Annotated in this window: 20 protein-coding genes; 10 read left to right on the top strand and 10 right to left on the bottom strand. The window is 38.3% G+C overall.

Features of this window, described 5'->3' with window-relative positions; genetic code table 11:
* Window positions 1–71 precede the first annotated feature (71 nt).
* On the top strand, window positions 72–2,063 hold the full coding sequence (uvrB, locus tag DRF67_RS18860) for an excinuclease ABC subunit UvrB (RefSeq protein WP_115929850.1): 1,992 nt from the start codon (window positions 72–74) through the stop codon (window positions 2,061–2,063).
* Window positions 2,064–2,131: 68 nt separating this feature from the next.
* Here uvrB and DRF67_RS18855 read toward each other — a convergent pair whose 3' ends face one another.
* The 4 genes from DRF67_RS18855 to DRF67_RS18840 form a co-directional block, all read right to left on the bottom strand.
* Window positions 2,132–2,362, bottom strand: a complete 231-nt coding sequence (locus DRF67_RS18855; RefSeq protein WP_115929869.1) for a DUF3820 family protein — start codon at window positions 2,360–2,362, stop codon at window positions 2,132–2,134.
* 20 nt (window positions 2,363–2,382) lie between these two features.
* On the bottom strand, window positions 2,383–3,459 hold the full coding sequence (locus DRF67_RS18850) for an AI-2E family transporter (RefSeq protein ID WP_115929849.1): 1,077 nt from the start codon (window positions 3,457–3,459) through the stop codon (window positions 2,383–2,385).
* A gap of 14 nt (window positions 3,460–3,473) precedes the next feature.
* Window positions 3,474–4,211, bottom strand: coding sequence for a beta-carotene 15,15'-monooxygenase (locus DRF67_RS18845; RefSeq protein WP_115929848.1), 738 nt, complete (start codon window positions 4,209–4,211; stop codon window positions 3,474–3,476).
* 72 nt (window positions 4,212–4,283) lie between these two features.
* Window positions 4,284–5,009, bottom strand: coding sequence for a hypothetical protein (locus DRF67_RS18840; RefSeq protein WP_115929847.1), 726 nt, complete (start codon window positions 5,007–5,009; stop codon window positions 4,284–4,286).
* Window positions 5,010–5,053: 44 nt separating this feature from the next.
* On the opposite strand from DRF67_RS18840, the gene DRF67_RS18835 reads away from it, so the two are divergent.
* Both DRF67_RS18835 and DRF67_RS18830 read left to right on the top strand, forming a co-directional pair.
* Window positions 5,054–6,031 (top strand): aminodeoxychorismate synthase component I, encoded by a 978-nt coding sequence (locus DRF67_RS18835; protein WP_115929846.1) that lies wholly within the window; start codon window positions 5,054–5,056, stop codon window positions 6,029–6,031.
* Complete coding sequence (locus DRF67_RS18830) at window positions 6,015–6,641, top strand: aminotransferase class IV (protein WP_115929845.1); 627 nt, start codon at window positions 6,015–6,017, stop codon at window positions 6,639–6,641. Before DRF67_RS18835 ends, DRF67_RS18830 begins: the two co-directional genes overlap by 17 nt.
* A 2-nt stretch (window positions 6,642–6,643) precedes the next feature.
* On the opposite strand, the gene menD is transcribed toward DRF67_RS18830, so the two are convergent.
* Window positions 6,644–8,314: a 2-succinyl-5-enolpyruvyl-6-hydroxy-3-cyclohexene-1-carboxylic-acid synthase gene (gene menD / locus DRF67_RS18825; RefSeq protein ID WP_115929844.1), complete on the bottom strand. Its 1,671-nt coding sequence runs from the start codon at window positions 8,312–8,314 to the stop codon at window positions 6,644–6,646.
* Between the two features lie 84 nt (window positions 8,315–8,398).
* Here menD and DRF67_RS18820 point away from each other — a divergent pair, with 84 nt between their 5' ends.
* On the top strand, window positions 8,399–9,349 hold the full coding sequence (locus DRF67_RS18820; RefSeq protein WP_115929843.1) for an isopenicillin N synthase family dioxygenase: 951 nt from the start codon (window positions 8,399–8,401) through the stop codon (window positions 9,347–9,349).
* Window positions 9,350–9,393: 44 nt separating this feature from the next.
* Here the strand turns inward: DRF67_RS18820 and DRF67_RS18815 are convergent, their stop codons facing one another.
* Entirely contained in the window at window positions 9,394–9,663 is a 270-nt protein-coding gene (locus tag DRF67_RS18815; protein ID WP_115929842.1) for a hypothetical protein, read from the bottom strand.
* A gap of 229 nt (window positions 9,664–9,892) precedes the next feature.
* Between DRF67_RS18815 and DRF67_RS22060 the strand changes: the two genes are divergently transcribed.
* Window positions 9,893–10,057, top strand: a complete 165-nt coding sequence (locus tag DRF67_RS22060) for a bacteriocin-like protein (protein WP_449384855.1) — start codon at window positions 9,893–9,895, stop codon at window positions 10,055–10,057.
* A gap of 150 nt (window positions 10,058–10,207) precedes the next feature.
* Window positions 10,208–10,378, top strand: coding sequence for a bacteriocin-like protein (locus DRF67_RS21625; RefSeq protein WP_165851838.1), 171 nt, complete (start codon window positions 10,208–10,210; stop codon window positions 10,376–10,378).
* Window positions 10,379–10,448: 70 nt separating this feature from the next.
* Here the strand turns inward: DRF67_RS21625 and DRF67_RS18810 are convergent, their stop codons facing one another.
* Entirely contained in the window at window positions 10,449–11,495 is a 1,047-nt protein-coding gene (locus DRF67_RS18810) for a PA0069 family radical SAM protein (protein ID WP_115929841.1), read from the bottom strand.
* Between the two features lie 123 nt (window positions 11,496–11,618).
* On the bottom strand, window positions 11,619–11,813 hold the full coding sequence (locus tag DRF67_RS18805; RefSeq protein WP_115929840.1) for a hypothetical protein: 195 nt from the start codon (window positions 11,811–11,813) through the stop codon (window positions 11,619–11,621).
* Window positions 11,814–11,987: 174 nt separating this feature from the next.
* Here DRF67_RS18805 and DRF67_RS18800 point away from each other — a divergent pair, with 174 nt between their 5' ends.
* On the top strand, window positions 11,988–12,338 hold the full coding sequence (locus DRF67_RS18800; RefSeq protein WP_115929839.1) for a hypothetical protein: 351 nt from the start codon (window positions 11,988–11,990) through the stop codon (window positions 12,336–12,338).
* A 93-nt stretch (window positions 12,339–12,431) separates the two neighbouring features.
* Here the strand turns inward: DRF67_RS18800 and DRF67_RS18795 are convergent, their stop codons facing one another.
* Window positions 12,432–15,086, bottom strand: a complete 2,655-nt coding sequence (locus DRF67_RS18795) for an AsmA family protein (RefSeq protein ID WP_115929868.1) — start codon at window positions 15,084–15,086, stop codon at window positions 12,432–12,434.
* A 34-nt stretch (window positions 15,087–15,120) separates the two neighbouring features.
* Window positions 15,121–15,918, bottom strand: coding sequence for a DUF2797 domain-containing protein (locus DRF67_RS18790; RefSeq protein ID WP_115929838.1), 798 nt, complete (start codon window positions 15,916–15,918; stop codon window positions 15,121–15,123).
* A gap of 92 nt (window positions 15,919–16,010) precedes the next feature.
* On the opposite strand from DRF67_RS18790, the gene DRF67_RS18785 reads away from it, so the two are divergent.
* From DRF67_RS18785 to secA, 3 genes are all read left to right on the top strand, one after another.
* Window positions 16,011–17,039 carry a GDP-mannose 4,6-dehydratase gene (locus DRF67_RS18785; protein WP_115929837.1) on the top strand — a complete coding sequence of 343 codons (1,029 nt, stop codon included), beginning with the start codon at window positions 16,011–16,013 and terminating at the stop codon, window positions 17,037–17,039.
* Window positions 17,040–17,175: 136 nt separating this feature from the next.
* The gene (locus DRF67_RS18780; RefSeq protein ID WP_002662059.1) at window positions 17,176–17,397 is read left to right on the top strand and encodes a DUF2795 domain-containing protein; all 222 of its coding nucleotides are present in this window, start codon (window positions 17,176–17,178) and stop codon (window positions 17,395–17,397) included.
* 125 nt (window positions 17,398–17,522) lie between these two features.
* The gene (gene secA / locus DRF67_RS18775; RefSeq protein WP_115929836.1) at window positions 17,523–20,597 is read left to right on the top strand and encodes a preprotein translocase subunit SecA; all 3,075 of its coding nucleotides are present in this window, start codon (window positions 17,523–17,525) and stop codon (window positions 20,595–20,597) included.
* Window positions 20,598–20,736: the final 139 nt, after the last annotated feature.

Below are 20,736 nucleotides of genomic sequence, written 5' to 3'. Positions count from 1 at the left end.
AAATATTCACCATCAAAACTTTATCCTGTCTCAAAATTTCTTTCGTATTTTTGTTGTATACATTCTTTTTTATGAATTTTAATCTTCAATCAGAATATAAACCTACCGGGGATCAGCCTCAGGCCATCGATAAGCTTACTGAAGGAATAGAGATCGGCGAGAAATACCAGACCCTTCTGGGGGTTACCGGTTCCGGAAAAACCTTTACTGTTGCCAATGTTGTTCAGAATGTCCAGCGGCCAACCTTAGTATTGGCACACAACAAAACCTTGGCAGCACAGCTTTTTATGGAGTTTAAGGAATTCTTTCCGGACAATGCCGTGGAATACTTCGTCAGCTACTATGATTATTACCAGCCGGAAGCTTACATCGCGACCAGCGGAACTTATATAGAAAAGGATCTGAGCATCAATGAAGAGGTAGAAAAACTACGTCTTTCTGCTACAGCAAGTCTTCTTTCAGGAAGAAGAGATGTTCTGATCGTAGCATCTGTTTCCTGTATTTATGGTATCGGAAACCCAACTGAGTTTCATAAATCATTAATTTCCATAGGGATTGGTGAAAAGGTAACGCGAACAGCACTACTCCATTCCTTAGTGAACGCCTTATATGCACGAACATTAAATGAGTTTCAGCGTGGTACATTCCGTGTAAAAGGAGATGTAATCGATGTCTTCCCGGCTTATGCAGATAACGCGATCAGAATTCAGTTTTTTGGAGATGAAATTGAAAAAATCCAAAGCTTTGATCCTGTTACAGGAAATGTTGACTCTAATTTTGAACAGATCCAGATCTACCCTGCCAACCTTTTTGTAACCTCAAAAGAAACCTTAAACGGGGCTATCAGAGAGATTCAGGATGATATGGTAAAGCAGGTAGATTTTTTCAATTCTATTGAAAAACCACTTGAAGCCAAGAGACTTCAGGAAAGGACAGAACTCGATCTCGAAATGATTAAAGAACTGGGATACTGCTCGGGAATTGAGAACTACTCCAGATACCTGGATGGAAGACTTCCAGGTACAAGACCCTTCTGTCTGATCGATTATTTCCCGAGAGATTTCTTAATGGTAATCGACGAAAGCCACGTGACAGTACCCCAGGTACACGCCATGTATGGCGGTGACCGGAGCAGAAAAGAGGCATTGGTAGAATATGGTTTCAGACTTCCTGCAGCCATGGACAACAGACCTTTGAAGTTTGAGGAATTTGAAGGGATGCAAAACCAGGTTATTTACGTTTCTGCAACACCTGCGGATTATGAGCTTGAAAAAACCGGAGGTGCCTATATTGAACAGATTATCCGCCCTACAGGTCTTCTTGATCCTATCATTGAGATAAGACCAACCTTAAATCAAATCGATGACCTGATGGAAGAGATCCAGAAAAGAGCCGATGCTGATGAGAGGGTTCTGGTAACGACACTGACCAAGAAAATGGCAGAAGAACTGACGAAATACTTCACAAAATTCGGGATCCGGACCAGATACATCCATTCTGATGTGGAAACCCTGGAGCGTATCCAGATTATGCAGGATCTGCGTTTGGGAATTTTTGATGTTCTGATTGGTGTTAACCTTTTAAGAGAGGGACTTGACTTACCGGAAGTTTCACTTGTTGCTATTCTGGATGCTGACAAAGAAGGAATGCTTCGGAGCAGAAGATCGATGATCCAGACAGTAGGGCGTGCCGCAAGGAACATCAATGGAAAGGCCATCATGTACGCTGACAAAATCACCAAATCCATGCAAGCCACACTGGATGAGACAGAATACCGCCGGGCCAAACAAATGCAGTACAATGAAGAGCACGGATTGCAGCCAAAAGCTTTAAATAAGAAGATATCTGAAAGCCTGGTAGGTAGAAGCAAGGATTTCCCTGATGAGAAATACACCCAGAAGGAAATTCTTCAAAAAGTAGCTGAAACTAAAGCCAGCTATGCCAGTGAAGATATAGAAAAGATGATCAACCAGATGCAGAAAGAGATGGAATCAGCTGCTAAAAACCTTGATTTCATAAAAGCAGCTAAACTCAGAGATGAAATCGCAGCCCTAAAGGCCTGATTATAAAGCAAACTATTTCGGCGGCATCTTCGATGCCGCCGAAATTAGTATATGATGTTTCAAAGATCTTACAAACCATTCCTCACAGATGCCCGGATAGGAATCAGCAAGTCCGTGAGACCATTCAATTTGATTTCATAAACCGTTGAAAGCTGCATTCCCAGTTTTCCTTTGGGCATTCCACCATTGCGGAGAAACCATTCCAGGTAACTTACCGGCAGGTCTGCCAGAATGGTACCTTCATACTTTCCAAAAGGCATTCTTACAGCACAAATCTCTCTCAATATTTCAGGATTCAGTCCTTCCACGTTTTTTATAATTAAATTAGTTTGTTCTCAAGATCAGGCTCATTGGGCAGTTCTAAATCGGGCGGTGTATTCTCATCTGAAAATTCATTTCTGTAGATCTGGATCAGCAGAAGAGTGAATGAAATCAGAATAGGTCCAAAAATAAGCCCCATAAAACCAAAGAGATTCATCCCCATGATGATTCCGAAGACGGTATTCAGCGGATGGATATTTTCCAGTTTTTTCAACAGAGTGAAGCGGAGCAGGTTGTCGGTAAGACCTACCACTACTACACAATAAATAGCCAGACCAAGTCCCTGTGCTGTATTTCCTTCGGCAATCATAAAGATACACACCGGGACATAGATAATCGCAGTTCCTACGACAGGAATTACTGATGCTGCCGCTGTCAGGGCAAAAAGCAACACTGCTCCCGGGGCACCGAAAATAAGATATCCGATAAATGAAACAATTCCCTGTCCTACAGCAACTACGGGAATTCCGATCGCATTGGCCATAATCAGTTTCCGCATTTTATCCCCGATCAACGAAATGTTGGATCTTTTCAAAGGTGCCGAAGAAGTAAGGATTCTTTCAAATAACCTCGGTTTTTCCAGCATAAAATACAGAATAAAATACATCGACATGATTACTGTCAGCGTGTTGAAAGTTCCGCTGAGTGCAGACGTTGAAAATCTTCCTACAGCATCTTTCAGCTTTGTCATATTTTCCCTGCTCAGGATGTCAAACCCTACTTTTTCATAGATATAGGAGTGTATTTTGTCCAGGAAAACATTGAACTTTGCCATATATGCCTGAGCATTTCCAAGCTTATCAATAATCAGATCTGCAATAAAATAAATAGGCAGAATCAGCACGATAAGACTTGCGAACATCAGGGCAAATGCTGCAAGCGAAGGTTTCCATTTTCTTTCGTCCTGCAGATAAAAATTATACTTCCTGCACACGACATATATGGTAATGGCACCTAATACCGATGGAATAAACAATGCCAGATTAAAACAGACCAAACCTGTCAATACCAGAATAATGGCAAGCAAAGAAATCTGCTTGATGGCAACACTGCTTATCTGTTCTTTATTCATCATTTCGTGTAGTTTTTTTATTGTTTGTTATACGTGATCTGTCTTGGCTTTCCTACGAATGCACAATATGTAGAATACATTACTGCCATAATAAACGGAGCCGTTAAGATAATTCCTATCCCACAGAGAATGATTCCCGCTACAGAAATAAGTATTCCCAAAATGCCTGTCAGCAGGAATGTTCCGTAATTTTCTTTCGCAATATTAAACGATTTTGTTAGCGCATCAGTTGCGGAAGCGTTTTCAAATAACAGAATAGGATATCCTATTAAAAGCAGAGGATACACAAATATAAGAGGGAAAAAACATAATGCTGCTGCTATTGCCGAAATGATTCCGGATAGAAAGCTATAAATCAGAATATTGACAAAATTCTGACGGTATCCGATGAATAGATCAGAAAACTCAATCGGGTTTTTTGTATTGTATTTATTGATCATGTAAATCAGTCCTACATACAGCGGAGCCAATAACAGACCAAAAAGACTTGATAGGGTCATATACAGGGGAAGTCCCGGAGTATTCCAGTAATTGAAGCTTGAGTAGTCGCCGGAAAAGTTTACATCCTGCATCATCGATGCAGAATTAAAACCGGTCATCCATTGAATCACAGACCCTCCCACAAGATAGATGATCATAGCAACCACTGCATAACCGAAAACACCTTTATACATTTCAAAAGCGTGCGAGATAATCGATCCCGTATCTCTGTTCGGGACTGATCCCTGCTGATCAAATTCGTTAAATTCAGACATAGTTTAAATATTTAATGATTTTACCAAATTTAACTTTTTTTAGCAATAAAACACATGAAACATAGCTGAAATTTAACCTTTCTCTGAAAATACAGTTTTGTAAAGTGAATAAATCATAGCGTTCCAGAAGGGAAATGTAAAAAGACCCCCGATCAAAAACAGGGTAAATCCGATATACTTAAATAAAACAGCTACCACCACACAAACCATAATTTCCACAAAGTACATTCTTAGTGCTTTGAGGTTTAAGGAAATGGCCTCAAAAATTCTTTTGTTGGTAAAAAACATCAGCGGAGCAACAAAAACGGTCATTGCGACCCATATGACTGCCAGAAACAAAGTAGGAACAGTGAGCCTGTAGATCAGGAACCAGAAAATATAATAACTCAGGTACTTAAAAAAATTAAGCCCATTATATCCCGCAAACAAGTCTCCCAGTTCTATTTTTTCATTCAGATCAAGCTTTCGGTAGATCTGAAACATTCCAAGATTCAGCGGATAGAGAAATGCGGTAGTTCCCCAGATTGCATAGGTAAACATCTGATAGTTTTCAGTGGCACTCAGTGCGGCAATCTTTTCCATATATGCTTTGGTTCCCTGTCTCAGGGCTTCGGTAAGCACCTGATTCTGGTCCCAGATCCCATATTTGGATCCAAAGAAAAACACTGAGGTAAGGAAGATTCCAAAAAAGATCATTGAAAACATCAACTGAAACACCAACGTTTTATTCCAATAAAAAAAAGCCTGCTTCAATATAAAATCGATCTTCGGTTTCTGAGGATATTTGCTCTGCATCATAAAAATTTTATGCAAAAGTAAACATCAATAATTATTTTTGCGGAATGTTTTCAGCGAATCATCAAAAATTTATAGAAATGGACGAGCTTTCCCTACAGAAGGTTCCCTATTTCTTTGTCATCGACTTCCTTGCACAGAACGTTGAAATTTACAAAGAGAATGACATTGAGAAATCAGGTTTACTCATTGATTTTCAACATTTTTCAAACGCAAAACACAAACAGCCATTGAATAAAAAAATACAATGGAAATCGTTTCCGGAAACACTGGAAAGCTTTAAAATAGGTTTTGAAAAAGTTCAGAAAAATATTCGGCTGGGAAATTCTTATCTGGTTAATTATACCCGCAAAACTGAAATAGAGACGAATTTAAGCCTGGAAGAAATTTTCTATCATTCAAATGCGAAATACAAGGTCTTTTATAAAGATTTTTTTGTATTTTTTTCTCCTGAAACTTTTGTAAAGATTGTGGATGGTAAAATTTTAACCTATCCGATGAAAGGAACCATTGATGCCTCCCTGGAAAATGCAGCTGAAATGTTAAAAAATGACCGGAAGGAGAAAGCTGAACATTACACCGTGGTAGACCTTCTCCGGAACGACCTGAGTATGGTGGCAGATAAAGTAAAAGTTGACAAATTTCAACATATTGATTTCATCAAAACCCAACAAAAGGATTTGTATACCATGAGCTCTGAGATCTCGGGAGTATTAAAACCGGAATATGATGGAAAAGTAGGCAGCATTATGCAAAAGCTTCTTCCTGCAGGTTCTATATTAGGAGCACCCAAGCCTAAAACACTGGAAATCATTCTGGATGCAGAAGGATATGAAAGAGGGTATTATACGGGAGTTTGTGGCTGGTTCGACGGCCGGAATGTCGACAGCTGTGTAATGATACGTTTTATTGAAAAAAAAGGGGATCAACTTTTTTTCAAGAGCGGAGGCGGTATAACGCACATGAGTAAATTAGAAGACGAATATCAGGAAATGAAAAACAAAATCTATGTCCCAATTCATTGAAAGCATTAAAGTAGAAGACCAGGAAATTTTCCTGCTGGAACTCCATCAGAAACGTGTCAATCAGACTTTTTCCCACTTTGGGAAAGAAGGCTCCATTGATCTTGCCAAGATCTATAAAAATCTGCAGCACGACGAAGACGGGCTTTTTAAACTGAGGGTTTCCTATGACCTAGACAAAAAGATACGGACGCAGATGATCCCCTATGCCATTCCTGAAATACACGGGTTTCAGCTGGTAGAGAATAACAGTTTCGATTATTCTTTCAAGTTTGAGGACCGAAAAGAACTGGACAAAATGAAAATGAAGGCCAAAGCCGAAGAAATCATTATTGTCAAAAACAACCATATCACTGACACCTCATTCTCCAATCTATTGTTTCTCAAAGGTAAAGATTGGTTTACCCCCAATAGTTATCTTTTAAACGGTGTACAGAGGCAACATCTTCTCAAGCACAAAAAGATAAAAGAAACCGAGATTACCTTACAAAATATAAAACAGTTCACTCATTTTCAAATCATTAATGCTTTAAATGATTTTGATGATATGTTTATTTACCCCATCGACAGAATTATGAATCTGCCGGGGAATGAAGAATATCTTGATTTTTAATTTTACTTCATAAATTCAAAATAAGCCTTTAGTACATCGCCACTATTTTTCCCGTAAGTGTTTACTTCCAGGATCTTAGGCTGTGCATCTGGTTTGAAGAAATTCTCCAGCACCCGGTCCAATGTCAGTTCATCTTCAACCCTGATATAAGAGAATCCGAAATGCTTGGCCAGATACTCTGCATTTTTACGGTGTTTGGTAGCAATAAACTCATCCAGTGTATTAGGATTGGCATTTCCAGGTCCCGGAATAATTTTAAAGATGTTTCCTTCCCCGTTATTGAAGATCATAATTCTTACAAATGGCGGAATATATTGGTTCCAGAGGCCATTAATATCATAAAAGAAACTTAAGTCTCCTGTAATCAGCAAAGTAGGCTTTTCATTTTTGATCGCAAATCCCATGGCGGTAGATGTAGAACCATCAATCCCACTGGTTCCCCGGTTACAGTACATTTTGCTTTTTCCAAAATCAAACAGCTGAGCATATCTGATCGCTGATGAATTACTGAAATGAATATTATAAGTATCAGGAATTGTCTGTGCAGCCTTATTGAAAAAATAAAAATCCGAGAAGTCCAGTGTATTAAGAAACTGCTCGTGCTTAGCATCTTTCTTATCTCTCAGAACATCCCAAAGATTGAAATAAGGACGCGGTTCCAGATTAATAAATTTCAATAGTTTGGAAAAGAAAAGCTCCGGTCTTACCTCAATCTTTTCTGTTAATGAAAAATACGTATCCGGCTGCCAGACCTCATCAAGATGCCAGTGCTGCTTGGGACGGGCATTTCTCAGGAACTGCTTTACCTTCTTGGAAACCACATTCTGCCCTACAGTAATCAGCAGATCCGGTGCGTACGTTTTATAGTCCTCTTCTGTAAAATTAAAGATATACCTATCAATATGTCTGAAGAACTTCTCATGGTGAAGATTAGAATTCGCCTCACTCAAAACAACAACAGAATGGTTTTTGACCAGCTGCGTCAGCTGATTTTCAAGCTCCGGGCTGTAATCTTTTGTTCCCACCAGAAGCATAATTCTTTGCGAGGTGTGCCACTCGGCAATCAGATGGGAAGGAATCTCATACTCCTTATGCTTGATTGTCTTTTCTACAGTAGGAAAAGTGGGAAGCTCAGACACCAGCTCATATAAAGGTTCTTCCAAAGGAATATTGATATGTACGGGACCCTGCTTTTCAAAGCAAAGTTCAATAGCTTTTTTAATAATGTCGAAATTAATATCTTCTGCATTCTCTTTGCTGTCTTCCAAAAGCTGGAAATCACCATAAGAATGCTGATGAAAAACATCTTTCTGTCTGATCGTCTGCCCGTCAAAAATATCAACAAAATCCGTTGGCCGGTCAGCAGTGAGAATCAAAAGTGGAACATTCTGATAAAAAGCTTCAGTAACTGCCGGATAATAATTCACCACTGCAGACCCGCTGGTACAGGTTATGGCAACCGGCTTTTTTTCACTTTTAGCCATTCCCATGGCTACAAAGGCAGCACTTCTCTCATCTACGATGCTGTAACAGTTGAAACTGTCTATTTCTGAAAAATGAATCGCTAAAGGAGCATTTCTTGATCCCGGAGAGATCACAACGTCAGCAATTCCATACTGCTGAAGGAGATGTGCGAGTATTTGGATACTTCTCTTAGAAGAATATTTTTTCATACAGCAAATTTAACTTATAAATAATGATTTTAAAATTATTTAAATTAAAAAAAATGTAATTTTGCTATTCGTAAATTTCTAAAAATGGATAAAATACCTAGTGTAGACCTGCGTGATTTCCTTTCGGGCAACCCGGAACGCAAACAGAAATTTGTAAATGAAATCGGAAAAGCTTATGAAGAAATTGGTTTTGTTGCCTTAAAAGGTCACTTTCTTGATGACAAATTAGTAGAAGACCTTTATGGAGAGGTAAAAAACTTTTTTGACCAGCCAGTGGAAACCAAACAGAAATATGAGATTCCAGGAATTGGTGGCCAGAGAGGCTATGTAGGATTCGGTAAAGAAACTGCAAAAGGTTTCAAAAAAGGAGACTTAAAAGAATTTTGGCATTTCGGACAATACGTATCTGATGATTCAAAATACAAAACAGAGTATCCCGACAACGTCATCGTTGATGAACTTCCGAAATTCAACGAAGTAGGTAAAGAGGCCTTCCAGATGCTTGAAAAAACAGGACAGTATGTTTTAAGAGCTTTAGCCCTGCACCTTGGTCTTGATGAATTTTACTTTGATGACAAAATCGCAGAAGGAAATTCTATTTTAAGACCTATTCATTATCCACCAATCAAAGAAGAACCGGATGACGCCGTAAGAGCAGCTGCTCACGGAGACATCAACCTGATTACCCTTTTAATGGGCGCACAAGGCAAAGGTCTTCAGGTACAAAATCATAACGGAGAATGGATCGATGCTATCGCGGAACCGGATGAATTGATGATTAATGTGGGCGATATGCTATCCAGGCATACCAACAATAAACTGAAATCTACCATCCACAGAGTGGTAAATCCGCCAAGAGAGCTCTGGAGCACTTCAAGATACTCAATTCCTTTCTTTATGCACCCTATCAGTGCGATGTCTTTAAATGCTCTTGAAAACTGTGTTGATGAAAACAACCCAAAATTGTATGAAGACACTACTGCTGGAGAATTTTTACATGAGAGGCTCATTGAACTGGGCTTGATCAAAAAATAATTATACCTTAAAATAGTCAGTAATTGAATTACTGACTATTTTTTTTATCCGGTTATACAGTAAAATTCAGGACACGGGGTAGATTGAGTGACAGTTCCCCACGGGCAGATACAGGTATACGTATCCCCACCACCCGGATTACCACCTCCACCGGGATTATCTATGTAAGGTATACATTTACCTCCTGAACATATATAACCTGCTGAACAGCCACCTTCACCGGGACCGCCTTCAAAACAATAAGCCGGGGACCCGCTATCACCCGCAACGGTATTTCTCTTTTCCTCCCGGGAAAGTCTCTTTAAATTTTTCATAGTTTTCGATTTTTAGTTTTTCCTACTCTACAAGCTTTTCGGATAACGCTTGTTTAAATTTAACACTTATCTGATTAATTATCAAATAAATAAATACCAATATCGTTTTAATGATATAGACTCATCATTCTTTTTAGCGTGTTGTATACTTTTTTAGGTACCTCACTTAGGTTTTGTTAATAATATTTTGATTAATTTTACTTTACTATCAAATTTTTAATTAAATCATATGAAAAATTTAAAAAAACTAAGAAAAGACCAATTAAAGAGTATTTCAGGTGCGGGCATTAGTCTTCCTGAGCCGGAATTTTGTATGTATTACTGCAATGGCACTGTAATCTGTGCTACGTGCAGTGATGATTTTAAATGTCCGGACACTAGCAGTGATATGTAAAATTGATCATCAAAATGTAATAATGCCGTTTCTGTCTGAAGCGGCTTTTTTTATTTCTTAGCATTCCGAAGCCTTACGCCAAATAAACCCCTAAAAAACAATAACTTAAAAATATTTCATTATATTTATAAACTCTCAAATTAAAATAATATGAAAAATCTAAAAAAACTTAGCAAAAGTAAATTGAAGAGTATTTCCGGAGGAATAAGCTATCCTTATCCTGGAGAATGCTTTTATGTATGCAGTGACGGAATACAGTACAGAGAATTGTGCCGGGTAGAATTTATATGTCTGGACGGTGAACAACCTGTTATTTATTAAAACAGCAGTTATCTTGTCATAAAAGCCACCTTTTGGGTGGCTTTTATGCGGTTTGCAGTATCCCTTTATCTTAATCAAACAATCTCAGCTGCTGATCTCTGGTTCCTGTAAAGTTAGCAGTGGATAGTTTTGGAAATTCTTTACCCTCAAAGAATTTCTTTTTTCCAATTTTAAATGTGGTATGGATCATTTCGGCAATATTACCCTCGCCCTTCTGTCGTTCAAAATATCTTTTGTCTCCCAGCTTGCCGCCGCGCATCGACCGGATAAGGTTAAGGACCTTCTGAGCCCTGTCCGGAAAGTGAGCTTCGATCCAGTTGACAAAAACCGGCTCCACCGTATCATTTAAACGCACCAAAGTATACCCGAAGCCCAATGCTCCGGCATCTGCAATAGACTTTAGTATATTCAACGGCTCATCACTATTCAGTCCCGGAATAACCGGAGCGACCATAACGTGAACAGGAATTTTATTTTCAGAGAGAATTTCTATCGCCTTTAATTTATTCGGAGCTGAACTTGTCCGCGGTTCCATTTTCCTTCTTAATTCTTCATTGATGGTAGGAATACTCAGAGAAACAGACACCAGATTTTGCTCTGCCATTGGTTTCAAAAGGTCGAGGTCGCGCAGCACCAACGCATTTTTTGTCAATATATTAACGGGGTGTCTATAATCCAGACATACCTGGAGCATTTTCCGGGTAATCTCAAACTGGCGCTCAGCAGGCTGATAGCAATCGGTATTTCCGGATAGCAAAATAGGAGCTGCTTGGTAACCTCTTTTTTGAAAGAATTTTTCCAGCAGCTCCGGAGCATTCTTTTTGACCATAATTTTTCTTTCGAAATCTATACCAGCACTGTACCCCCAGTATTCATGGGTAGGTCTTGCAAAGCAGTAGGCACAACCATGCTCACATCCCTGGTAAGGATTCATGGAGTAGGCCATCGGAAGATCTTCGCTTTTAACCTGATTGACAATTGTTTTCGGGAAAACCTCAGTAAAGGAAGTTTTTACTGAGTCAAAATCTTCATCTTCAGGCTCATAGGTATACCTGTCGAAACGGTTGATAACATTTCGCTGAGCACCCTGACCTTTTATGAAGTTTTCGTTTTGCATTCTACAGTGTAAAATTAGAATGGAATTTTTATAAAATAATGAACTTTAACATTAAAGTTTTCCACAAAAAAACCCAACACTTTCAAAAGTATTGGATTAAACATAATTAAATATATTATTGTACTACTTCAGCGCATAAAACTCCACTCCGTGTGTTTCGTCGTCGTGGTTCTTTTCATCAAAGTGTCTGTGATAATCCGAATAGGTATCACTATATTTTTTATCTTTTTTAGTCAATATCTTCTTTATGCTGATTAAACTCAATACTGCCAAAAGACCTACTCCTCCTGCCAGTAAAACTCCAACTTCTTTTTTCATATTTTCTCTGATTTATTAAAGTATCCATTGCAAAAAGTATACCCATTTCAGCTTTTACAATTATAAATTTTGTTAACATTAAAGTTTATTTTTACGGAAACTATAATCCTTTATTTTTCTTATATTTAGTGATGTAATGGTTTAATTATTGTAGTAACCAACAAAAATAGTATTATGGAAAATCCTGAAAACATCGACAGAATGACGACCTTAAGCCAGGTTATGAAAACGCTTTCTGAAAGAGGAATTCACAGAGAATTCAGAATGAATGACCAATGCGAAATGAAATTTGAGAATTCTGAAAAAATTTACCAGCCGTCTGAGTTGATTATCTTAAAAACATACCGCTTTGAAGGGGACAGCAATCCTGATGACAATGCCGTATTGTATGTATTAAAGGACACTACCGGAAATCTCGGTATGATTATCGATTCTTATGGAGCAGACAGCAATTATCCGGGCGAAAAATTCGACGAGTTCTTACGGGATATTCCTATTCAGGAAAGTGATGAATTCAATTTTTAAATGAATCAATTCTATCATATTTTTTAAACCATTAAGATCGTTTTGAAAATGTAACTTAATACATTGAACTGATACAATCTTAATGGTTTAAAATTATTCCGTTTCGGCTTTATCTTTCTTCTTAAAAAGATCATTCAAAAAACCCTTTTTTTCTTTCTTCTCTTCTTGAGGCTTTGAAGGTTCCTTTTTGGTTTTGATTTCCTGCTTTATTTCTTTTACAGACTGTTTCATATCTTTTACAGACGATACAGCCTCCTTTACCTTTTTCTCTGTCTTTTCGACACTTTTACCAATCAATGTCTTTTTCAGTCCTTGCTCAATTCCTTTCCAGAAAAGATTAAAAAATGATTTTGTAGGATCGCGTTCTACATTTTCCACAGCGACAGCCTCAGGAAATCTGCCGGAGTCTGATTTGATGAAAATATTAACAACAGCCGTCAGAAGGCCCTTCTTTTCCTGATTATTTTTATTGAGTACCGCGATTTTAAGATCCTTATGCTTAAGATTGAAGGTACCATGTAATCCGGCTGGATTTCCTTTGAAATTAAAAAGCATTTCCTGAATCGTCCCGGCAGTCGCCGTTACATGCAGATAAGGTCTGATGAACGGATTGATTCCACTTACAGGAAGATTAGAGGTTCTCCCCGAAATGGCAAAAGCATCACTGGGATCAGCAACATCAAAATTCCAGTTGACGGAAAGCGGAGCCAGGTTCATGAAAGAACAGTTGATCTTTATATCCACTTTTGTAGGTTTACCTTTTGTTTTCGCAGAATTCAGGTTTTTCACATTCATATTGAAATTGCTGAATGTCAGTTTTCCAGGTCCCAGACTTTCCGGGGTATCTTCTTCATAGACCAGCTTTGAATTCTTCAAATCAAGATGATTAACGGTCATCGGAATTTTAATAGAACGCAGCATTTTGGAATACAAAGCTTTCACTTTAGGATCGTCTTTCGGAATTTTACTTCTGAATATATTAGCATCAGCAGACTCAATGGTTACCCGCGAAGCATTAAAGAATTTCTGTTGGGAAAACAGGTCCCAACTTCCTTCAGCATTGATCTGTCCTGCTTTCAGATCATACAGATCTCGCTCAACGGGAATCATCTTAATAAACTGAGCTCTTGAAACAAGAGGTTTCATGGCAAAATTATTCACCTGTACCTTATTTTTATTGAGTTTCAAAAGACCCAGACTGATATTGTAGAACTGAGTTTTATATGCAAAATTTCTTGTTGTCAGGAAATAGTCCTTCACTTTAAAAGAAAGTCCCTGACCCTTAGGTTGAGGCGTCAGCATAATTTCATTAACTGTTGCATTCAGATCATGAAAAGCCAAAGGCTCGCCACCTTTATCATAAATAATATTCGAGTTTTTAACCGAAGTTTTTTGCACGGTTACAGACTGTATTATGCCAGGTCTTTGCACAGTTTTCTGCTTTTTTACACCGGCCTTAACAGTTCCATTTATATTTTCTACAAGAAGATCTTTAAGATCAAGATTCAGCTTCTTATTAATAAATTCAAGTTTATTGATGTTAAAAGCAATATGACTAGACTTCAGGTCCATTGTCGTCTTCCCATCTGCATGAGCACCGGGCGTGATCACAATATCTCTCAGCTCTCCACTCTTCGGATTTATACCGACCGTTCTGACAGAAATATTCTGCTGATTGGAATATACAATATCTCTTCCTGAAAATGTAAAATCCCTGTACCCCACAGGAATTACCTGATCGGAGGTTTCTTTATTAAATTTTAGCTGATTGATATTCAGATTAAGGTTTCCGGCAGATAATAATGCACTACCGTCCGGCTTATTAATCAGAGCTACAGCATTGCTAAGCTTTATATTTTCCAGATTGACTTCAAAATCTGATTTTTTATTACTGTTTTTAACGGGTATTCCCGTATTATGAACGATAAGCCTGGGGTTTTGAAAATCGGCATTCGTCAGGGAAATTTTGTTTTTATTCAGCATCACGTCTTTGAATTCCATTTTTGGAATGGCAAACTCAAATAACCTTGCTTTTTTGGGATAAAACTTTTTAAACTGATTGAGTGATAAAAGAGGAATCAGTTTGAAATTTTCCACGGTCATCTGACCATCAGCAGTATGTATATTGCTGATGGTAACAGCATATACTTCATCCGGGCGAAAAAAGAAGCTTTTACCTTTGATGCTGTATCGGTCAAAAACAACCGGTAGTTTATGCTCTACCGATTCTTCTGTCATCTGAAGGTTTTCAACAAAAAGATCCAATTGATGTACAGAAAGGAACTTCTGTTTGGTATGTTTAAAAACAGCAATCGTACCTTCATTGATCCTGATATTTTCAAATAAAACCGGATTTCTCTTTTTTCCTGTTTTACGATCTATTGGCTTTGCAAGAATTACATTAAGATTCGGTTTTGCCAACAGCAGGTCTGATGAGCTAATCGTTTTATTAAAAATAGCGTCATAAATACCAAAACGACTGATCTTTAAAGTATCAATAGTCCCCTGCAATCCTATCACATTCGTATTTTGCGGATCTTTACTGTTGACAGTAATACCGGTTGCTAAAATATTTCCGGTTCCCAGATCAACATCCAGCGTTTTGTAAGAAACTTTATAATCGGTATTTTTTTTAATATAATCCGGAAGTTGGGTTTTAAGCCAAATATTTAATCCGAAATTGGCCGCAAGTATAACTGCTGCCAGAATTCCAAAGCTTATCAGTACTCTTTTAGCCCATTTTTTCATATTTGTGATTTGGTTTATTGTTTTTACAGGTGCCTTATTTTTTGATAACCATTTCAATCACATACCCTTCATGGCCTCTTACATTAATAAAATTCCCCCCGTCAAATCCTAGATACTGACCTTTAATTCCTGTAAGCTTTCCTGTAAACTCGGGTTTTTTATCCAGAGTAAATGAACTCACTTTCTCAGGCTTCTCAAAAGGATAGTCAAACATCCAAAGGTTCTCCCCTTCACTGTAGAATTTCTGGAAATCCTGAGGGAAGTATTCTTTTATTTTCTGTTGGAAGTCCGCAAGATCCACTTCTCCTTCATAATCATCCTGTAACATTTTCCTCCAGTTGGTTTTATCGGCTAAATGTTCTTTCAAGGCCACTTCTATCATTCCTGCCTCGTAGCGGTTTTCTGTTCTTGCAATGGGAAGAGCAAAAGTGGCCCCCTGATCGATCCATCTTGTAGGAATCTGGGTATTTCTTGTCACTCCCACCTTTACGTCTCCGGTATAGGCCAGATAAACAGTATGTGGCTGCAGTTGAATTTCTCTTTCTACATCCAGGTCACGTTCTGCAACACCTAAATGTGCGGTAGATAATTCCGGGCGGATAATGGTATCGCTGGCATATGGGCTTTCAAAAAAGCAGTTTTTACAGAACCCCATTCTGTAGATCGTTTTATCCTCACCACAATTCACACATTGGAAACCAATATGTTTGATGCTGAGTTCCTTTCCAAACAGCTCGTTCATATGGATGAGATCCCCTGAAAGATTCAGATAATACTGGATAGGTTTTGCATCGTAGCTTGTCATTTTTAAAATTTGCCCTTGAAACTGCATATTATATTTGTTATATTACTTTTTTAAGTAAATTTAATGATTATATTTTCAATAAGTAAAATTTATATTTTTGCGCTAATAAAAACCCACAAATGATTTATCTTGTAACAGGTGGTAGCGGATTCATCGGCTCTCATGTAATAGAACGATTATTAAGAAATGGACATTCTGTCATAAACGTTGACAATTTTGATGATTTCTATAGCTATCAGATAAAAATAAAAAATACTTTAGAGTCTATTGATACAATTTCGGATTTTGAGTTTTCAGACAAAGAGACTGATATCAGACAATTGATCTCCATCACGCATTCAGACCGGTATTCACTTTACTGGCAGGATATCAGGGATAAAAGCGGGCTTGAAAACATTTTCAGAAACCATCCTATTGATATGGTCATTCATTTGGCTGCACTGGCCGGCGTACGTCCGTCTATAGAGAGGCCGCTGGAATATGAAGAAGTGAATGTCCGTGGAACCATGAATCTCTGGGAGCTGTGTAAAGACTTTAATGTTAAGAAATTTATTTGCGCTTCTTCCTCAAGCGTATACGGAAACAATGAAAAGGTTCCTTTTTCTGAGACCGATAATGTGGACAATCCTATTTCTCCCTATGCTGCAACCAAAAAATGTGGTGAGGTCCTTGGACATGTGTATCACAGCCTTTACCAGATTGACATGATTCAGCTAAGGTTTTTTACTGTATATGGTCCCAGACAGAGGCCGGATCTTGCCATCCATAAATTTGCAAACCTTATTTCTGAAGGCCTGGAAATCCCGTTCTACGGCGATGGAAATACAGCCCGTGATTATACTTATGTAGATGATATTATTGATGGAATCATCAAGTCTGTGCTGTACCTGGAAAGCCACACCGGTATCTATGAAATTCTTAATCTGGGGGAAAATCAGGTGATCACCCTTTCAGAGATGGTAAAAACGATTGAGGATGCACTGGGTATGACAGCCCGAAAAAAAATTCTGCCAATGCAGCCAGGAGATGTCACAAAAACGAACGCAGATATTACCAAAGCAAAGGCTTTAATAGGATACCAACCAGACACAGACTTCCAAAATGGCATAAAAAAATTTGTGGAATGGTTTTTGAGAAAACGACATTAAGTGAATGGCTGACATGCTTTGCATAAGGTTTATGGCAGACATTGACAAGAAAAAATTATAAAAAGAATTGAAAATCAAGTATAAAAAAGTTTATTATACAACCTATTTTTATACTTTTGCAAAAAATTAGAAAATTATGTACTGGACATTAGAATTAGCATCCTATTTAAGTGACGCACCTTGGCCAATGACAAAAGCAGAGCTTATTGACTACGCAATCAGAACTGGTGCACCTATGGAAGTAGTGGAAAACCTTCAGGCTATTGAAGACGAAGGAGAGATTTACGAATCTATTGAAGAGGTATGGAGCGACTATCCTACTGATGAAGACTTCCTTTGGAACGAGGATGAATATTAATAAAGCGATAAGCTTTAGGCTGCCAGCTTAGAGCTTTTTTGCCCTTTTTATATATTAACTTACACGATAAGCGTGTCATTTACAACGCTTAAAGCATCTTGCATTAAGCATAAAGCAAAAAATTTATGAGTTTTTTAAACAAAGTTCTTAAAGGGTTTTTGGGAGACAAAAAAGCGCAGGACCTAAAAGAAGTAAAAAAAGTTGTAACAAAAATCAAAGCTGTAGAACCCAATATCCAACAATTGACGGATGATGGTTTGAGACAGAAAACTGCTGAGTTTAAAGAGAATATTAAATCTGCAACCAGCAAGATCTCAGCTCAGATAGAACAGACCCAAGAGCAAATAAAAAATTCAACCAACGTTGACGAAAAAGAAGCTCTTTTTTCAAAGATTGAGACTCTTAAGAAAGAATCATACGAAATTGAAGAGAAAGTTCTGATTCAGATCCTTCCAGAAGCTTTTGCCTTGGTAAAAGAGACCGCAAGAAGATGGGCCCAGAATGGGGAAATCCGTATTACGGCAACTGACTGGGACAGGGAATTAGCTGCTGCCGGAAAAGATTTCGTTGAAATCCAGGGAGACACAGCCGTTTGGAAAAACTCATGGGACGCTGCCGGAACCCCTGTAGTTTGGGATATGGTCCACTATGATGTTCAGTTTATCGGAGGGGTTATTCTTCACAGCGGTAAAATTGCCGAGATGGCAACCGGTGAAGGTAAAACTTTGGTAGGAACATTACCTATTTACTTAAATTCTCTTCCGGAAAGGGGCGTACACGTTGTTACAGTGAACGACTACCTTGCGAAAAGAGACTCCGCATGGATGGGGCCTCTTTATCAGTTCCATGGAATGTCTATCGACTGTATTGATAACCACCAGCCGAACTCAGACGGAAGAAGAAAAGCATATAATTCAGATATCACCTATGGAACGAATAATGAATTCGGTTTCGATTATCTGAGAGATAACATGGTAACATCTCCTTCAGAATTGGTACAAAGAGAACTGAACTTTGCTATCGTGGATGAGGTAGACTCTGTATTAGTAGATGATGCAAGAACACCTTTGATTATTTCCGGTCCGGTTCCTCAGGGAGACAGACAGGAGTTTGATGTTCTTAAGCCTTCTATAGACAGGATTGTTGAAGTACAAAAGAAAACCGTTTCTGCTATTTTCAATGAAGCGAAAAAATTAATCGCTGCAGGAAATACCAAGGAAGGGGGATTCAAATTACTTCAGGCATACAGAGGCCTTCCAAAAAACAGACAATTAATTAAATTCTTATCGGAAAGCGGAAACAGAGCATTGCTTCAGAAGGTTGAAGCGCAGTATATGCAGGACAACAACCGTGATATGCCGATTGTAGATAAAGACCTTTACTTCGTCATTGAAGAAAAAAATAATCAGGTAGACCTTACAGATAAAGGTGTTGAGTACATGTCTCAGGGGAACTCTGATGCAAACTTCTTCGTTCTTCCTGATATCGGGACTGAAATTGCTGAAGTAGAAGCTAAAAACCTTTCTAAAGAAGAGGAATTCGAAGCTAAAGAAAGGTTATTTGCAGACTTTGCTGAAAAATCTGAGCGTGTTCACACCATGAGCCAGCTATTGAAAGCCTATACATTATTTGAAAAAGATGATGAGTATGTCGTAATCGACGGTGAAGTAAAAATCGTTGATGAGCAGACTGGCCGTATCATGGAGGGACGTCGTTATTCTGACGGTCTTCACCAGGCTATTGAGGCGAAAGAAAGTGTAAAGATTGAGGCTGCTACTCAGACTTTTGCAACGATCACACTTCAGAATTATTTCCGTATGTACAACAAGCTTGCTGGGATGACCGGTACAGCTGAAACGGAGGCTGGTGAACTTTGGGAAATCTACAAACTGGATGTCGTGGTTATCCCAACCAACCGTCCAATTTTAAGAAATGACAAACAGGATTTAGTTTTCAAGACTAACAGAGAAAAATATAATGCAGTTATTGAAGAGGTAGAAAAATTAACAGAAGCAAAAAGACCGGTACTTGTAGGTACTACTTCTGTTGAAATTTCCCAATTGCTTTCAAAGGCCCTTCAGCTGAGAAAAATTCCGCACCAGGTACTGAATGCTAAGCTCCACAAGAAGGAAGCGGAGATCGTGGCAGGGGCTGGACAGCCGGGAGTGGTAACCATTGCAACAAACATGGCGGGTCGTGGTACGGATATTAAGCTTTCCAAAGAAGTAAAAGAAGCCGGAGGACTTGCAATCATTGGTACAGAAAGACATGATTCCAGACGTGTAGACAGACAGTTAAGAGGTAGAGCAGGACGTCAGGGGGATCCTGGAAGCTCTCAGTTCTACGTATCTCTTGAAGATAACCTGATGCGTTTATTCGGGTCTGAGAGAATTGCCAAAATGATGGACAGAATGGGTCATAAGGAAGGTGAAGTTATTCAGCATTCCATGATCAGCAAGTCTATTGAGAGAGCTCAGAAAAAAGTAGAGGAAAACAACTTCGGAACCAGAAAGAGGCTTCTTGAATATGATGACGTGATGAATAAACAACGTGATGTAATCTATAAGAGAAGGAAGAATGCATTGTTCGGAGATCACCTGAAGTATGACATCACGAATATGATTTTCGATGTTGCCAATTCTATCGTAGCGAAAGGAAAAGCAAACGGAAGCTATAAAGATTTTGAATACGAGATCATTAAAACGTTCACGATGGAATCTCCTGTTTCTGAAAGTGATTTCGGCAACAAGAACATTCAGGATCTGACCAATATTGTATTCAAAGCTGCACAGGAAGATTACCAGATGAAACTGAACCTACTGAAAGAAAAATCATTCCCGATCATTGAGAATGTTTATCAGAATCAGGGGTCAATGTTTAAAATGATCCAGGTTCCGTTCACTGACGGACACAAAACAATGACCATTGTAGCCGATCTTAAAGAAGCCTACGATACTCAATGTGAAAGTTTAGTAAACGATTTCGAAAAGAATATTACGTTATCGATTATCGACGAAAACTGGAAACTTCACCTTCGTGAGATGGATGACTTGAGAAGATCTTCTCAGGGAGCTGTTTACGAGCAGAAAGATCCATTAGTAATCTACAAACAGGAATCTTTCCACTTATTCAGTGAAATGATCGACAAATTGAACAAAGAAATTATTTCTTTCTTATACAAAGGAGAAATTCCTGCTTAAGAAAAATTTAATAATATTTTAAAAAACCCGTCTCAGTAATAGCTGAGACGGGTTTTTTATTATTCAGCAGATATTAATTTATGATAAATATCAATATTATTATTTATTTAGAATACTTAAAAATAATATCTTTGCAAAA

The organism is Chryseobacterium pennipullorum, from assembly GCF_003384725.1.
GTDB classification, from domain to species: domain Bacteria; phylum Bacteroidota; class Bacteroidia; order Flavobacteriales; family Weeksellaceae; genus Chryseobacterium; species Chryseobacterium pennipullorum.
Note: the sequence above shows the minus strand (reverse complement) of the source record. Positions and strands in the feature narration are given on the sequence as shown.

Bases quoted from the DNA above. Each gene is read 5' to 3' on its own strand.
- uvrB (WP_115929850.1), top strand. From the start codon at position 72: ATGAATTTTAATCTTCAATCAGAATATAAACCTACCGGGGATCAGCCT.
- DRF67_RS18850 (WP_115929849.1), bottom strand. From the start codon at position 3,459: ATGATGAATAAAGAACAGATAAGCAGTGTTGCCATCAAGCAGATTTCT.
- DRF67_RS18845 (WP_115929848.1), bottom strand. From the start codon at position 4,211: ATGTCTGAATTTAACGAATTTGATCAGCAGGGATCAGTCCCGAACAGA.
- DRF67_RS18840 (WP_115929847.1), bottom strand. From the start codon at position 5,009: ATGATGCAGAGCAAATATCCTCAGAAACCGAAGATCGATTTTATATTG.
- DRF67_RS18835 (WP_115929846.1), top strand. From the start codon at position 5,054: ATGTTTTCAGCGAATCATCAAAAATTTATAGAAATGGACGAGCTTTCC.
- DRF67_RS18830 (WP_115929845.1), top strand. From the start codon at position 6,015: ATGTCCCAATTCATTGAAAGCATTAAAGTAGAAGACCAGGAAATTTTC.
- menD (WP_115929844.1), bottom strand. From the start codon at position 8,314: ATGAAAAAATATTCTTCTAAGAGAAGTATCCAAATACTCGCACATCTC.
- DRF67_RS18820 (WP_115929843.1), top strand. From the start codon at position 8,399: ATGGATAAAATACCTAGTGTAGACCTGCGTGATTTCCTTTCGGGCAAC.
- DRF67_RS18815 (WP_115929842.1), bottom strand. From the start codon at position 9,663: ATGAAAAATTTAAAGAGACTTTCCCGGGAGGAAAAGAGAAATACCGTT.
- DRF67_RS22060 (WP_449384855.1), top strand. From the start codon at position 9,893: ATGAAAAATTTAAAAAAACTAAGAAAAGACCAATTAAAGAGTATTTCA.
- DRF67_RS21625 (WP_165851838.1), top strand. From the start codon at position 10,208: ATGAAAAATCTAAAAAAACTTAGCAAAAGTAAATTGAAGAGTATTTCC.
- DRF67_RS18810 (WP_115929841.1), bottom strand. From the start codon at position 11,495: ATGCAAAACGAAAACTTCATAAAAGGTCAGGGTGCTCAGCGAAATGTT.
- DRF67_RS18805 (WP_115929840.1), bottom strand. From the start codon at position 11,813: ATGAAAAAAGAAGTTGGAGTTTTACTGGCAGGAGGAGTAGGTCTTTTG.
- DRF67_RS18800 (WP_115929839.1), top strand. From the start codon at position 11,988: ATGGAAAATCCTGAAAACATCGACAGAATGACGACCTTAAGCCAGGTT.
- DRF67_RS18795 (WP_115929868.1), bottom strand. From the start codon at position 15,086: ATGAAAAAATGGGCTAAAAGAGTACTGATAAGCTTTGGAATTCTGGCA.
- DRF67_RS18790 (WP_115929838.1), bottom strand. From the start codon at position 15,918: ATGCAGTTTCAAGGGCAAATTTTAAAAATGACAAGCTACGATGCAAAA.
- DRF67_RS18785 (WP_115929837.1), top strand. From the start codon at position 16,011: ATGATTTATCTTGTAACAGGTGGTAGCGGATTCATCGGCTCTCATGTA.
- DRF67_RS18780 (WP_002662059.1), top strand. From the start codon at position 17,176: ATGTACTGGACATTAGAATTAGCATCCTATTTAAGTGACGCACCTTGG.
- secA (WP_115929836.1), top strand. From the start codon at position 17,523: ATGAGTTTTTTAAACAAAGTTCTTAAAGGGTTTTTGGGAGACAAAAAA.